Annotated in this window: 11 protein-coding genes and 1 pseudogene; 6 read left to right on the plus strand and 6 right to left on the minus strand. The window is 68.7% G+C overall.

The window, feature by feature from the left end; all coding sequences use genetic code 11:
* Positions 1-166 precede the first annotated feature (166 nt).
* The 6 genes from IEX91_RS11480 to uraH all read left to right on the plus strand — a co-directional run bounded on the left by IEX91_RS11480 (position 167) and on the right by uraH (position 6,847).
* Positions 167-1,606, plus strand: a complete 1,440-nt coding sequence (locus IEX91_RS11480) for a uracil-xanthine permease family protein (protein WP_188879109.1) — start codon at positions 167-169, stop codon at positions 1,604-1,606.
* A 27-nt stretch (positions 1,607-1,633) separates the two neighbouring features.
* Positions 1,634-3,331, plus strand: a complete 1,698-nt coding sequence (locus tag IEX91_RS11485) for an adenine deaminase (protein ID WP_188879110.1) — start codon at positions 1,634-1,636, stop codon at positions 3,329-3,331.
* Between the two features lie 108 nt (positions 3,332-3,439).
* Positions 3,440-4,819 carry a dihydroorotase gene (locus IEX91_RS11490; protein WP_188879112.1) on the plus strand — a complete coding sequence of 460 codons (1,380 nt, stop codon included), beginning with the start codon at positions 3,440-3,442 and terminating at the stop codon, positions 4,817-4,819.
* 77 nt (positions 4,820-4,896) lie between these two features.
* On the plus strand, positions 4,897-5,412 hold the full coding sequence (uraD, locus tag IEX91_RS11495; protein WP_188879316.1) for a 2-oxo-4-hydroxy-4-carboxy-5-ureidoimidazoline decarboxylase: 516 nt from the start codon (positions 4,897-4,899) through the stop codon (positions 5,410-5,412).
* A gap of 101 nt (positions 5,413-5,513) precedes the next feature.
* Positions 5,514-6,497 carry a factor-independent urate hydroxylase gene (gene pucL / locus IEX91_RS11500; protein ID WP_229772853.1) on the plus strand — a complete coding sequence of 328 codons (984 nt, stop codon included), beginning with the start codon at positions 5,514-5,516 and terminating at the stop codon, positions 6,495-6,497.
* Positions 6,497-6,847, plus strand: a complete 351-nt coding sequence (gene uraH, locus IEX91_RS11505; RefSeq protein WP_188879114.1) for a hydroxyisourate hydrolase — start codon at positions 6,497-6,499, stop codon at positions 6,845-6,847. The genes pucL and uraH overlap by 1 nt, the downstream gene beginning before the upstream one ends.
* A gap of 127 nt (positions 6,848-6,974) precedes the next feature.
* Here uraH and IEX91_RS11510 read toward each other — a convergent pair whose 3' ends face one another.
* From IEX91_RS11510 to IEX91_RS11535, 6 genes and pseudogenes are all read right to left on the minus strand, one after another.
* Positions 6,975-8,393 (minus strand): amidohydrolase family protein, encoded by a 1,419-nt coding sequence (locus tag IEX91_RS11510; RefSeq protein WP_188879115.1) that lies wholly within the window; start codon positions 8,391-8,393, stop codon positions 6,975-6,977.
* A 316-nt stretch (positions 8,394-8,709) separates the two neighbouring features.
* On the minus strand, positions 8,710-9,174 hold the full coding sequence (locus IEX91_RS11515; protein ID WP_188879117.1) for an Lrp/AsnC family transcriptional regulator: 465 nt from the start codon (positions 9,172-9,174) through the stop codon (positions 8,710-8,712).
* Positions 9,175-9,419: 245 nt separating this feature from the next.
* Entirely contained in the window at positions 9,420-9,899 is a 480-nt protein-coding gene (locus IEX91_RS11520; protein WP_188879119.1) for a hypothetical protein, read from the minus strand.
* Complete coding sequence (locus tag IEX91_RS11525; protein WP_188879120.1) at positions 9,892-10,725, minus strand: ParA family protein; 834 nt, start codon at positions 10,723-10,725, stop codon at positions 9,892-9,894. Before IEX91_RS11525 ends, IEX91_RS11520 begins: the two co-directional genes overlap by 8 nt.
* Before the next feature lie 247 nt (positions 10,726-10,972).
* A pseudogene (locus IEX91_RS16750) lies at positions 10,973-11,705 on the minus strand (aspartate/glutamate racemase family protein).
* A gap of 17 nt (positions 11,706-11,722) precedes the next feature.
* Complete coding sequence (locus IEX91_RS11535) at positions 11,723-13,555, minus strand: hydantoinase B/oxoprolinase family protein (protein WP_188879122.1); 1,833 nt, start codon at positions 13,553-13,555, stop codon at positions 11,723-11,725.
* Between the last annotated feature and the right edge of the window lie 4 nt (positions 13,556-13,559).

A 13,559-nucleotide genomic window follows, 5' to 3' on the forward strand; every position in this document is an offset into this window, starting at 1 on the left:
ACGGCGCGCGACTCGCGGGCGCGTCGATTCTCTTAATCGAACATCGTCCACTTTTCCATGATTTCTATTTTCAACTTTCCCCTAACTACGCCAGACACGGACCATATGAATACATAATAGGTGCGTAAGGGGAAGATTGAAAAGGAATAATACACTCAGAGTGAGCGTGAGTGGATCAGAAGCCACCGGATCGGAGAGCGACTCCGTCGTGTTGTACGACATCGAAGACAAGCCACCACTGGGGGAGGCGATTCCGCTCGGCATCCAGCACGTGCTCGCGATGTTCCTCGGGAACGTCGCGCCACCGCTTATCCTCGCGGGCGCCGTCGGCGGCGTTACCGGCCAGACGACGTTCCTCGTGCAGATGGCTCTCATCGTCGCTGGCGTCGCGACGCTCGTGCAGGTGTTCCCCATCGGCCCCGTCGGCGCGAAACTCCCCATCGTCATGGGGACGAGCTTCGCGTTCCTCGGACCGCTCATCGGCATCGGGAACCAGTTCGGCATCGCCGCCGTCTTCGGCGCGTCACTGCTCGCCGCGCCCGTCGAGATGGCGATGGGGCTCACGCTCGATCGCTTCCGTAACTACTTCCCGCCGCTCGTCACCGGTATCGTCGTGATGCTCATCGGCCTCACGCTGATTCCGACCGGGATGAACTACGCCGCGGGGGCGTCCGCCGGTCCCGGCGCGGCGGGCTACGGCTCGCTCGCCAACCTCGGGCTCGCCGGCCTCGTCCTCGTCGTCACCGTCGTCCTCAATCAGTTCTTCGAGGGGTTCCTCCGCGTCATCAGTGTCTTCGTCGGCATCGTCGTCGGCTACGTCGTCGCGATCGCGATGGGGATGGTGGACTTCGCCGCCGTCGCGTCCGCCGGCTGGCTCACCGTCCCGACGCCCCTCCGGTACGGCCTCGCGTTCCCACCGAGCGCCGTCCTCACCGTCGCCTTCCTCTACGTCATCACGGGCATGGAGACCATCGGTGACATCTCCGGCACCGTCTCCGCGACCGGGCGCGACCCCTCGCGCGAGGAGCTCCGCGGCGGCCTCATCGCGGACGGCGTCATGAGCGCGTTCGGCGCGGTCTTCAACGCGCTCCCGAACACGTCCTTCTCGCAGAACGTCGGCCTCGTGAACTTCACGGGCGTCGCGAGCCGCTACGTCGTCGGCATCGGCGGCGTCGTCCTCATCCTCCTCGGGCTCGTGCCGAAGGTCGGCGCGGTCGTCTCCGCGATGCCGGACGCCGTCCTCGGCGGCGGCGCGCTCATTCTCTTCGCGATGATCTTCTCGTCGGGCGCGCGCATCATCACGCAGAACGTCACGCTCGACCACCGGAACTCGACGATCCTCGCGCTCTCGATGGCGCTCGGTCTCGGTGTCGCGTTCCGCCCGGAGATCCTCCAGAACCTCCCGACGGAGGTACAGACGCTCTTCGGGTCCGCGCTCGTGACCGGCGGCATCGCCGCGCTCGTCCTCAACGTCGTCATCCCCGGCGGCGGCGTCGGCACCGGCCCGACCGAGTACACGGACGGCCTCGCGCCCGAGACCCCGACGAACATGCAGGAGGACATCCCGGACTCTGGGACGTCACCGACGCCCATCGACGACGACTGAGATGCGCGCTCGCACGCATCCCAACGTATGAGCGGGGATGCCGACCCCGTCGACCTCCTCGTCCGCGGGACGGTCGTGAACGTCACGACGGGAACGCTACGCGACGGCGCGGTCGCGGTCGACGACGGCGAGATCGTCGCGCTCGCGGAGCGCCCCGCCGAGCGCGTCGTCGAGGGCGCGTACGTCGCGCCCGGCCTCATCGACGCGCACATGCACGTCGAGTCCTCGATGGTGACGCTCCCGCGCTACGGCGAGGCGGTCGTGCCGCGCGGCGTGACGAGCGTCGTCCACGACCCCCACGAGGTCGCGAACGTCCTCGGGGAAGCGGGGGTTCGCGGCGTCATCGCCGACGCCGCGCGCACGCCGCTGAAGGCGCGCTTCACCGTGCCGTCCTCGGTGCCCGCGTCCGACCTACAGGACGGCGGCGCGACCCTCGACGCGGACGCGGTCGCGGAACTGCTCGACGCCGAGCGCGTCGTCGCGCTCGGTGAGGTGATGAACGTCCCGGGCGTTCTCAACGGCGACGCGGAGGTGCACGCGAAGATCGAGGCGGCGCGCGAACGCGGCCTCCCCGTCGACGGCCACGCGCCGCGCCTCGGCGGCGACGACCTCCACGAGGTCGCGCGCCACCTCGACACCGACCACGAGAGCATCGCGCTCCCCGAGGCCCGCGAGAAGGCGCGAGCGGGACTGCGCGTCTACCTCCGCGAGGGCTCCTCGAGCCGGAACCTCGTGGACCTCGCGCCACTCGTCGACGCGGTGGACGCGCGCCGGCTCTCGCTCTGCACGGACGACCGCGAGGTGACGGACCTCCTCGCGGAGGGCGGCGTCGACAACGCGCTCCGCGAGCTCGTCGACTGCGGCGTCGACCCCGTGACCGCGGTGCAGATGGCGACGTGCAACACCGCGGACGCGTACGACCTCCCGTTCGGCCGCATCGAACCCGGCACGCCCGCGGACCTCGTCGTCCTCTCCGACCTCGCGTCGTGGGACGTCGAGCACGTCGTCGTTGACGGCGTCCTCGACCCGACCGCGGACGCGGCGGACCCGCCCCCGACACAGCTCGCGATCGACACGGTCGAGTTCCCCGCGCTCGACGCCGCCGACCTGGCGCTCGCGCATCCGGGCGAAGAGACGGCGACGGTCCGCGTCGTCGACGCCGTCGGCGGCTTACAGACGGGACGGATGACCGCGACGGTGCCGGTCGGCTCGCTCGCGGACGCCGACGATGCGGAGAGCGTCCTCCACGCTGACGTGTCGAGCGACGTCCTGCCGCTGGCGGTGATCGAGCGCCACGGCGGCGACGGGAGTGTCGGCCGCGGGTTCGTGCACGGTCTCGGCTTGGAGCGTGGCGCGGTCGGGTCGACGGTCGCGCACGACGCGCACAACTGCGTCGTCGCGGGCGCCTCCCACGACGCGATGGCGCGCGTCGCGAACCACCTCCGCGAGGTCGGGGGCGGCGTCGCCGCCTACGACCCCGAGAGCGAGTCGGTCGAGTCGCTCGCGCTCCCGGTCGCGGGACTGATGTCGGACGCGCCGCTGGCCGACGTCCGCGCGGGCTTCGAGGCCGTAGAGGCGGCGGCGCGCGACCTCGGCCTCCGGGGCGAGGCGGGACTGATGGAGCTCTCCTTCCTCGCGCTCGAAGTCATCCCCGAGTACCGCCTGACGAACAACGGCCTCGTAGACGTCGAGGCGTTCGACTACGTCAACGTGGTCGTCGACTGACGCACTCGTGCCGTCGAATTCGATATCCCGAACGCGTGTCCGCGTTTCGCTCGATTCGGTTGCGGGTACCAGAAGTTCTAACCCGATAGGGGCGACACGTGCACTCGAATGAGTGTTGATACGGTAATCGCGGGCGGGACGCTCGTCACCGCCTCCGGAACGCGCGAGGGCGCGCTCGCCATCGACGGCGGCGAGATCGTCGGCGTGGGCGACGAAGCGGCGCTCCCCGACGCCGACGAGCGCGTCGACGCGACCGACCGCCTCGTCATGCCGGGCGTCGTCGACCCGCACGTCCACATCGGTGACCACGTCTCCATCGACAGCTACGAGACCGCGACGCGCGCGGCCGCGCTCGGCGGCGTCACGACCGTCGTCGACTTCGCGTGGCAGGCGTACGCGGGCGCGGAGAGCCCGTGGGACGAGCCCGCGCCCCTGCTCGACGGCGTCGAGGAGAAGCGCGCGAACGCCGCGGAGGCGCTCGTCGACTTCGGCCTCCACGGCGGGATCCTCCGCGAGGACGACGACCTCTTCGCGGAGCTGGAGGACGTCGTCGAGGCGGGCGTGACGTCGTTCAAGATGTACACCGCGTACGACTACGGCCTCTCGCACGGCTTCATGGAGCGCGTGTTCGAGCGCCTCGCGGAGCACGGCGCGGTCGGCCTCGTCCACAGCGAGGACGACTCGGTCTGCGAGGCGCGCACGGAGCGCCTGCGTGCGGCCGGCCGGGACGAGCCCGAGGCGTACCCGGAGTCGCGCCCCGATTACGCGGAGGCGATGGCCGCCGAGGACGCGGTGCGTCTCGCCCGCGAGGCGGGCGCGAAGTACTACGGCATCCACACGACCGCGCGGGCGTCCGCGGAGGTGATGGAGCGCTTCCGCGAGGACGGCTCGCGGGTCCGCGCGGAGACGTGCGTCCACTACGCGACGCTCGACGACTCCGTCTACGCGGAGCTGGGGACCCTCCCGAAGATCGCGCCGCCGATCCGCGCGCCGGACGACGTCGAGGCGATGTTCGAGTACCTCCGGCGGGGCGTGCTGAGCGTCGTCTCGACGGACCACGTCGCCGCGGCGCGCGCCGACAAGGAGGACCGGCCGTGGTGGGAGGGGCCGTTCGGCGCGAACGGCGTCCAGCGCAGTCTCCCCGTCTTCCACGACGAGGCCGTGAACGAGCGAAGCTTCTCCTATCCCTTCCTCGTGCGCGTCATGTGCGCGAACCCTGCGGAGACGTTCGGGATGCCCGAGAAGGGGACGCTCGACCCCGGGACGGACGCCGACGTCGTCGTCTTCGACCCCGACGCGACGCACACCGTGACGGCCGAGGAGAACGCCTCGAAGGCGGACTACTCGATCTACGAGGGCCGCGAGGTGGCGGGTCGCGTGCGAAAGACGTTCGTGCGCGGCGAGCTCGTCGCGGACGACGGCGACGTCGTCGCGGAGCCCGGCCACGGCGAGTTCCTCGAGCGCGAGATACCGGAGTGGGGGACGTAGATGGCGGCGCGAGCGACGCGGACGACGCGAGCGAGTCCGAGCAGCGAGTCGACGACCACCGACGGATTCAGTACGCGATGAACGAACACACGACGACGCTGGCGGCGGTGAACGACGCGGACGAGGAGCGCTTCGTCGACCTGCTCGGTGGCGTCTACGAGGAGTCACCGTGGGTGGCCGCGCGGACGCACGCGAAGCGGCCGTTCGGCTCGGTCGAGGAGCTGGCGGCCGCGATGGCCGAGACGGTCGCGGACGCCTCGCGCGAGCGGAAGCTCGAGTTGCTCCGCGCGCACCCCGACCTCGGTGAGCAGACGGAGATGACGGACGCCTCCGAGCGCGAGCAGGCGTCGGCCGGCCTCGACGAGTTGAGCCGCGAGCAGTACGAGGCGTTCGAGGAACTGAATGCGCGCTACCGCGAGAAGTTCGGGTTCCCGTTCGTCATGGCGGTGACGGGCGCGTCGCCGGACGATATTCGGGCGGCGATGGAGGAGCGCGTCGAGCACGCCGAGGCCGAGGAGTTCCGGACCGCGCTCGAAGAAGTGCACGAGATCGCGCGCCTCCGCCTCGAGGAGCGCGTGCGCGCGAGCGAGTGAGTGTGTAGAGGCGTTCGTCCACTAAGTATCCACTTCGGCTCTCGTTGTGCAGTCCCGACGCGAAGTTTTTTGTACGTAGGTGAGAAGATATCGGATGAGCGATGACGACTCGCAAACCCCTAGCGGACAGTGACGACACGGGCGACTCGGAACGCGCGATGAACTACGGGAAGGAGCAGGTCGCGGTCTACCGGACGTACGCGACGCCGCTCGAGGGCGTCCGGACGATCCCGGAGTCGGACTTCGACGGCCGCGAGAACACGCTCTTCGGGCTGGACGTCCGCGTGCAGGTCGAGGGCGAGGAGTTCCTCCCGTCGTTCAGCGAGGGCGACAACAGCATGGTGGTGGCGACGGACTCGATGAAGAACTTCATCCTCCACCACGCGGGCGAGTACGACGGCGCGACGCTCGAGGGCTTCCTCGAGTACGTCGGGTCGCGCTTCCTCGACACCTACGACCAGATGGAGGCCGTCACGGTGTCCGCGGACGAGATCCCGTTCGACGAGCGCCCCGTGCCCGCGGAGGACAGCGAGGGCTTCGAGGCGAGCGACCTCGTCTTCGGGGTCTCCGACGACGAGTCCGGCTACGGCGAGATCGCGCTCGAGCGCGACGGCGACGACACCGCCATCACCGGCCAGACGAGCGGCGTCACCGACCTCGAGTTCGTGAAGGTGTCCGGGAGCTCGTTCACCGACTACGTGCAGGACGAGTACACGACGCTCCCGGAACGCGAGGATCGCACGCTCTACATCTCTCTCGACGTCTTCTGGACGTATGACGACGCGACGGACGCGCTCGGTGACGACCCCGAGCGCTACGTCCCGGCCGAGCAGGTGCGCGACATCGCGGGCGTCGTCTTCGACGAGTACGACTCGAACTCGATTCAGGACCTCATCTACCGGATCGGCCTGCGCGTCCTCGAGCGCTACCCGCAGCTCGAGTCGGTGAGCTTCGAGGCGAACAACCGCACGTGGATCGAGGTGCGCGACGACCCGGAGGGCGACGCGACGGTGCTGCGCGAGCCCGCGCGGCCGACCGGCTTCCAGCAGTTCTCGATGGACCGCGGCGACCTGGAGGGCGAGTGATGAGCGCCGGCCTCACCACGCACGTCCTCGACACGAGCCGCGAGGGGCCGGCGGAGGGCGTGGACGTGACTCTGGAACTCATCGACGACGCGGGCGACGCGACGATGCTCGCGGACGCGACGACGAACGCGGACGGCCGCGTCGACGACCCGCTCCTCTCCGCCGACGAGATGGAGACCGGCACCTATCGCCTCCGCTTCGAGGTGGGTGCGTACTACCGCGGCCTCGACGCCGAGCCCTCCTTCCTCGAGACGGTACCGGTGCGCTTCGTCATCGACGACGTCGAGGAGCACTACCACGTCCCCCTCCTCCTCTCACCCGGCGGCTACACGACGTACCGCGGGAGCTGATCCGCTCCCGGGCTCGCTGGCCGTGTGGCACTACTGACGCAGTCGGGTCCGTCGGGACACTCCGAGTCCGTTCGGTCGAGCGTCACCGCATCGGCCGACGAGGGAGAGCGGGGGTGTCGCGAGCGGGTTACTCGATGCCGACGCGCTCGACGACATCCGCGCCGACGGCGGCGGCGTCGCGCAGAATCGCGGCCGTGTCGTCGAACGTGGTGACCTCGCGCTCCTCCATCACGATATCGCCCGCACAGAGGACGGTCTCGACCTCGAAGCCCTGCGCGGCGTAGACGAGCGCGTGGACGGGGTCGGGGCACGGCGTGAGGTGGGGGTGGTCGAGGTCGACTATCGCGACGTCCGCGAGCTTCCCGGCTTCGAGCGACCCGAGGTCGTCCGCGCGGCCGATGGCGCGCGCACCGTCGATCGTCACCATGTCGAAGGCGGTCTGCGCGGGGATGACACCGGGGTCGCGGTGGTAACCCTTGTGCGCGCTCGCGACGGCGCGCAGGTCCGAGAGCGGATTGACGGTGTCGTTCAGGTTCGCGTTGTCGGTGCCGAGGCCGACGGTAACGCCGGCGTCGAGCAGCTCGACGACGGGCGCGAACCCGGTGGCGAGTCGCATGTTCGCCATGAAGTTGTGCGCGACGCTCGTCCCGCTCTTCGCGAGCAAGCGGACGTCCCCGGCGTCGATCTGGACGCAGTGCCCGAGGAGGGTGCGCTCGCCGAGGTAGCCGGCGTTCCGGAGGTACTCGATGCTGGAGAGGCCGGCGTCCGCCTCCTCGACCTCGGCCTCGGCGATGTGCATGGTCGTCCGGACATCGTGCTCCTCGGCGAGCCGAGAGGCCTCCCGAAGGCCGCGCGTAGAGGAGGATGCGAGGACGATCGGGGTCGGCCAGATCGACTGGCGGCCGTCGGCGCTCCCGTGGTGGCGCTCGATGAGGCGCTCGGTCTCGCGGACCGCCCGATCGGTGTCGATCGCGAAGTGGTCGGCGGGCGGGTGCTCGACCCCCGAATCGCGGAGCTGGTAGTCCGCCAGGAGCGCCTCGAACGCCTCGTCGGGCGGGCTGTCCGCGAAGCCCGCGCCGTAGACGTTCCGGACGCCCGCGGTGTCGTAGACGTCGAGTTTCGCCTCGATGGTCTCCGGGGCGTCCCAGACGACCTCGGTGTCGTTCTCGACGAACGTCGTGACACCCGCTCGAATCGCCTCGAGACAGTAGAGCGCGGCGGCGACGGCGTGCTCGTCGGGCGTCATCGCGACGGACGCGGGGCGCTTGACGTTGTAGAGCCAGTCGTAGAGCCCGCGGTCGGCAGCGAACGCGCCGCCGCGGAGGACGACGTCGGAGACGTGCGTGTGGGCGTTGATGAGCCCGGGAATCACCGCACCGCCGTCGGCGTCGACGACGCGATCGGCGTCGTAGTCGGCCACGATGTCCGCGGTGGGACCGACCGCCTCGATGCGCTCGTCGGTGATCGCGAGCGCGCCGTCCGCGACGACGTCCCGCTCGGCGTTCTGCGTGACGACGCGGCCGTTGGTGACGAGGAGGTCACTCACCAGTGCTCACCCGCGAGTAGTCGGCGAGACAGGAGTTGACGATATCGTACTCTGATTCGTCTAGTCACCATATTCCCTGTGAATATATGTAGATAAATAAGCGTTCGTCTACCGATAGTCGAGGATGTGGACAGCGAAGCGAGGCGGGTTCGAGACGTCAATTACAGACATACACATGTAAATTCACGTAGTTTACACAAGCGGGAGGTTGGGGAAGAAGTGTCGGAGGCGGCTGTGTGGCGAACAAGAACGATAAATTATCGTCAGTTTGGCTCTGACAGCCTTCGGTCTGGAATCCCCGGCGGCGCGCGACGCCTCACTCGACGGTGTACTTGTGGACGTCCGTCTCGCGGTCGGTCTCGAGGAAATAATCGACGCTCTCGACGTCATCGAGGCCGCGAACGGTGTTCAACAGGTCGGTAGCGTCCTCGACGCCGGCGGCGGTCGCGACTGCGTGGACGTCGATAGACCCGAAGCCACGACAGACCAGCCAGAAGTCGAGTTCGCTCAGTCGCTCGTAGACGGCGTCGGCCGCGGCGGTACCGCCACGGACCGTCACGTCGACACGGAGGACCTGCCAGTCGTGGCCCTGGGGGGCCGTGAGGAGGAGGATCGAGGACTCGTCGAGGAGGTCGGTGACGCGGTGTCGGACACCCTCGGCGCTCATCTCGTAGCCCGCTTCCTCGAGTCGGCTGGCGATCCGCGAGTACGGCATCCGTGGGTCCTCGCTGAGCGTCTGGAGGATCTCCCGATCGATCTCGTCTACGCTGTCACGTACCATACGGTGCCCGTCTCGACGAGCCGACTTAAATCCTCCACGGCGCCATGCGACCGGACGGGACACCGTGTCGTCGACGCTATCGGGGACACGTGAGGGGAGACGGAGCCTACGGGAGGTGAACGGTTCGACGAGGCGAAGCGCGGCGAACGGGGGTTCCGAGCGGGACGGTCGGAACGCGCGGCGTCGAGTCAAGGGAGGCGTGATGCGAGCGGGTCGTGTGCCCCCGAGAGCGGGCGACCGACCGTTCAGTCGTCCTCGAACTTCCGGCGTCGCGCCTCGAGGACGTTCTCGACGATCAGGTCGGTGACGTCGGGAATGGTCCGGGCGATCGCGTCGTCGAGCTCGCGGCCGGTGACGTCTTTCACGCCGTGGTCGCGGAGTTTCCGCTTGACCTCGAAGTCGAGGGCGGCCTCGCGTGCGTCCCACGAGTCGGGACGCGGATAGACGGCCTTCTGCCGGACGGCGTCGAACTCGAAGGCCGGCCCCGAGTCGGCGGGGTCGACGGTCGGGGCGACCGCGTCATCGGTCGCGGTGGTGTCGGCGTCGCCCGTCGACTCGGATGCCTCTTCCCCGGGAGCCTCGTCGTCCGCCGTCGGCTCGGCTACGTCTTCCGCGGAGGACGCGTCGGAGGGGTCGTCGCGGCCGTCGTCCGGTGCCGCGTCCCCGTCCGTGTCCGCGTCCGCGTCGTCCACGCCGATGTTGGCGAAGCGGTTGTCGTCAGGCATCGACGGCACCCCGCTCGACGATGTCGGCGAGCTCGTCCAACCGCGGGAGCTGGTCGTTCTCGGAGTCGTAGGCCGCGAGCGGCTTCCCCTCGCGGTACGCGCGACCGAACGCGACGCGCTTTCGGAGGCCGGGGCCGGGCGATGCGTCGAACTGCGCGGAGCGCGCGAACGCCGGGAGGCGATCCGCCCACGGGGAGTCCTCGATGTCCCGGATGATGCGTTTCTCCTCGCCGTCGCCTTCGAGGATGTTCGGGACGATCGCGAGGACGCGGACGTCGATCCCACCCTCGTCGCGCAGCGGGCGGAGCTGTTGTTCGACCATCCGCTGGAACCCGGAGATCGAGGCCTCGCGCATCTTCAGGGGGACGATGACGTTCTGCGTCCCGACGAGCGCCGAGTCGGAGAGCGGGCCGATGCTCGGCGGGCTATCGACGACGATGTAGTCGTACTCGTCGCCGAGCAGCGGATCGACGACGTAGTTGCGGATCCGCGTGACGCCGTACGCGCTCGTGCGGAGTTGGTTCTCGACCTCGTCGAGGTCGCGGTGGCTCGGCACGACGTCCATCCACTCGGTCTCGCGGATGAGATCGTGGATGTCGACGTCCGAGTCGGCGTCCCAGACGTCGCCGAGGGTGTGCTCGGCCTCGTAGCAGTGCGCGAGGCCGACGCCCTCGGTGGCGTTCCCCTGTTGGTCGAGGTCGACGAGGAGCACGTCGTGGCCGCGTGCGTCGAGTCGTTCCGCGACGTTGATTGCGACGGTGGTCTTCCCCACCCCGCCCTTCTGCAGGGCGACGGTCACCGCGCGCGGTTCCGGGTCGTCGGTCATGGGCTACCTACCGTGCCCACCATAGTAAAACTACCCACGGTGACAAAGTGGTGCAAGCTACCTACCGTAGCTACCTTAGCTAAGGTAGATATAGAGTGGCGGGTGAGCCCCGCACGGACCAGTCGCGTTCCCCCACCAGATTATAAGTGTTTTCCCGGTCATCGACACCTCAGGAGGGTGGTTTCGTCGGACGATCCGAAAACGAGTGCCGCGGTCCGCTCCGCGTCGGGTTCGTGTGCGAACGGGGTTACTCCTCGAACTGGTAGACGTCCGGGTACCCGCGGATGCGCTTCGGTTCCGGCGAGCGGTACGTCAACACCTTGCTCGTCGTCTTCCCGAGTTGCACGAGGCTCTCCGCGTGGACGGCGGCGGCGCCGACGCTGTCGATAACCGGCACGGGAAGCTCGGCCTCCAGTTCGACGTCGAGTTTCCCCATGCCCGCACAGCCCAGACAGATAACCTCCGCGCCGTCCTCCTCGATCGCGCGCTCGCTCGCCTCCAACAGCGCGCCCACCGCGGCGTCGCGGGCCGTCTCCGTCTCGACGACCGTGAGTTCCGTGCAGCGGACGGACGCGTACTTCTCGGCGAGTCCCGTCTTCCTGACCGTCTCCTCGAAAGTCCTTCGCGCGCGGGAGGATCGTCGCGACCGAGAAGGACGCGCCGAGGCTGTTCACGACGTACATCGACGCCTCCGCGATGCCGACGACCGGTTTCTCCGTGACTTCGCGGCACGCGTCGAGGCCGGGATCGCCCCAACACGCGTTGATGAACGCGTCGTACTCGTCCGCGTCCCGCCGGATCTCCTCTAGGAGGCCGGGAACCGCAAGGTAGTCGTCGTAGTAGGACTCGATGCTGATCGGGCCCTTCTCAGGGGAGACGGCGACGACATCGGTGTCGTCGCGCGTGTAGCGATCGGCGACGTCGCCGATGTTCTCCGTCATCTCAAGCGTCGTGTTCGGATTGATGGCTTTGATTCGCATGATCGTGTCGTATCGTCTCAGTCGTCGTCGAGCGCCTGGCGGCGCTCGCGCGTCGCGGCCTCGTCTACGGACCCGTCGTCGGTCAGGATGACACCGTAGATCTCGCGCGCACGCTCGCGACTCACGAGGTCGTCAAGGACGTCGGCGCGGACCTTCTCGGGGTCGCGTTCCGTCGGATCGCCCCACCCGCCGGCGCCCGGGCCGACGAGTCGGAGCCGCTGTCCGGCCGCCATCGGGCGGTTTTCGAGCTTCGAGGGGAGCGACTCCTCGTTCTCGTCGCCCGCGTTCCGGACGATCGCGCCCGTCGTCCCCTCGTTCCCCCCGGCGAACCCCCACGGCGGATACTCGTTGCCGTCGCCCTCGATGGAGACGCGGCCGGGCGAGGTGAACTCGATCTCTCGGATCGTCCCGGCCCCGCCGCGGTTTCGTCCCGCGCCCTCCGCGTCTTCGCGGAGTTCGTACGTGCTCACGCGGAGCGGGTAGTGACTCTCGATGTCCTCGATGGGGTTGTTCCGGGTGTTCGCGTACAGCGTGTCGACGGCGTCGATGCCGTCCTTCCCCGGCCGCCCGCCGTAGCTCCCGGACGTGATGTCCATGTAGACCCAGTACTCGTCGTCCGTCACGCCACTGAACGTGGAGATCTTGAGGTTCCCGGTGCCGGCGCAGGTCTGCTCGGGGACGACCTCCGCGAGCGCCTTCAGCGTCAGGTCGGCGATACGATTGCCGGGGCAAAAGCGGGCGATGGTCGGCGCCGGGAAGCGGGGGTTCACGATCGAGCCCTTCGGCGCGTGGACCGAGACCGGCCGCGTGATGCCGTGGTTCTGCGGGATCAGGTCGTGCTCCTCCGTGTCCAACAGCGTCGAGCGGAGCACTAACAGCACCGCGGGGACGACCGTCCCCTCGAACGGCATGTTGATCGGGCGGTTGTCGAGTTGATCGTCGCAGCGCGAAAGGTCGACGTCGACGGACGATCCCTCAACGGTGAGATCGACGGCGAGGAAGACGTCCTTCTCGTCCGGGTCGGTCGACTCCGGGAAGCCGTCGAGATAGCCCTCGGCCGAGTACGTCCCGTCGGGGAGGGACTCAATCCGCCGCCGGAGGTGTTCCTCGGAATAGTTCATCGCGTCCTGTCCGGCGTACTTCACCGTCTCGTGGCCGTGCTCCTCGAAGAGGTCGACCATCCGCTCGGCGCCGGCGCGGGCGGCCGAGATCTGGGCTTCGACGTCGCCCATCACCATGGCCGGCGTCCGGATGTTGTCGGCGATCAGTTGCCACGCGGTCTTGTTGCGCTCGCCCCCCTCGACGATCTTCAGCGCGTCCAGCCGGATCGACTCGCTGTACGCGTCGATCGTCTCGATGATACACGTCCCGGGCTTGTCCGCACCGACGTCCAAGTGGTGCGCCGTCGTGACTGAGAACCCGGTCAGCTCGTCCTCGTAGAACACCGGGACGACGACGGCGAAGTCGGGGGCGTGCGTCGCGCCGTGGTACGGGTCGTTGTGGAGGACGACGTCGCCGGGCTCGAAACGCTGGCCGCGCTCCGCGAAGAGGTCGATGACGCCCCGGACGTACGCGGGGATCGGCCCCATCTGGAGGGGCGTGCTGTCGGTCTCGCAGAGCTGTCGGGCGCGCTCGTCGAGCAGCGCGCAGCCGAAGTCCTCCGATTCGCGGATGATGCTCGAGTAGCTCGTCCGCATGAGCTTGTGCCCCATCTCGTCGCAGATGTTCGTGAGACTCCCGGCGACGACGCGGCTCGTCACCGGGTCGATCCGGTCGCCCGGGTCGTCCACGTCGAGCAGCGGCGCGGTCTGTTCTCTGACGGTCGCGGCGGTGTCGGCTGTGTCTGTCATGATG

Source organism: Halarchaeum nitratireducens, from assembly GCF_014647155.1.
Classification (GTDB): domain Archaea; phylum Halobacteriota; class Halobacteria; order Halobacteriales; family Halobacteriaceae; genus Halarchaeum; species Halarchaeum nitratireducens.

Excerpts from the sequence above, each read along its gene's own strand:
- IEX91_RS11535 (WP_188879122.1), bottom strand. The coding sequence starts at position 13,555 with ATGACAGACACAGCCGACACCGCCGCGACCGTCAGAGAACAGACCGCG.
- IEX91_RS11490 (WP_188879112.1), top strand. The coding sequence starts at position 3,440 with ATGAGTGTTGATACGGTAATCGCGGGCGGGACGCTCGTCACCGCCTCC.
- uraD (WP_188879316.1), top strand. The coding sequence starts at position 4,897 with ATGAACGAACACACGACGACGCTGGCGGCGGTGAACGACGCGGACGAG.
- uraH (WP_188879114.1), top strand. The coding sequence starts at position 6,497 with ATGAGCGCCGGCCTCACCACGCACGTCCTCGACACGAGCCGCGAGGGG.
- IEX91_RS11485 (WP_188879110.1), top strand. The coding sequence starts at position 1,634 with ATGAGCGGGGATGCCGACCCCGTCGACCTCCTCGTCCGCGGGACGGTC.
- IEX91_RS11515 (WP_188879117.1), bottom strand. The coding sequence starts at position 9,174 with ATGGTACGTGACAGCGTAGACGAGATCGATCGGGAGATCCTCCAGACG.
- pucL (WP_229772853.1), top strand. The coding sequence starts at position 5,514 with ATGACGACTCGCAAACCCCTAGCGGACAGTGACGACACGGGCGACTCG.
- IEX91_RS11525 (WP_188879120.1), bottom strand. The coding sequence starts at position 10,725 with ATGACCGACGACCCGGAACCGCGCGCGGTGACCGTCGCCCTGCAGAAG.
- IEX91_RS11520 (WP_188879119.1), bottom strand. The coding sequence starts at position 9,899 with ATGCCTGACGACAACCGCTTCGCCAACATCGGCGTGGACGACGCGGAC.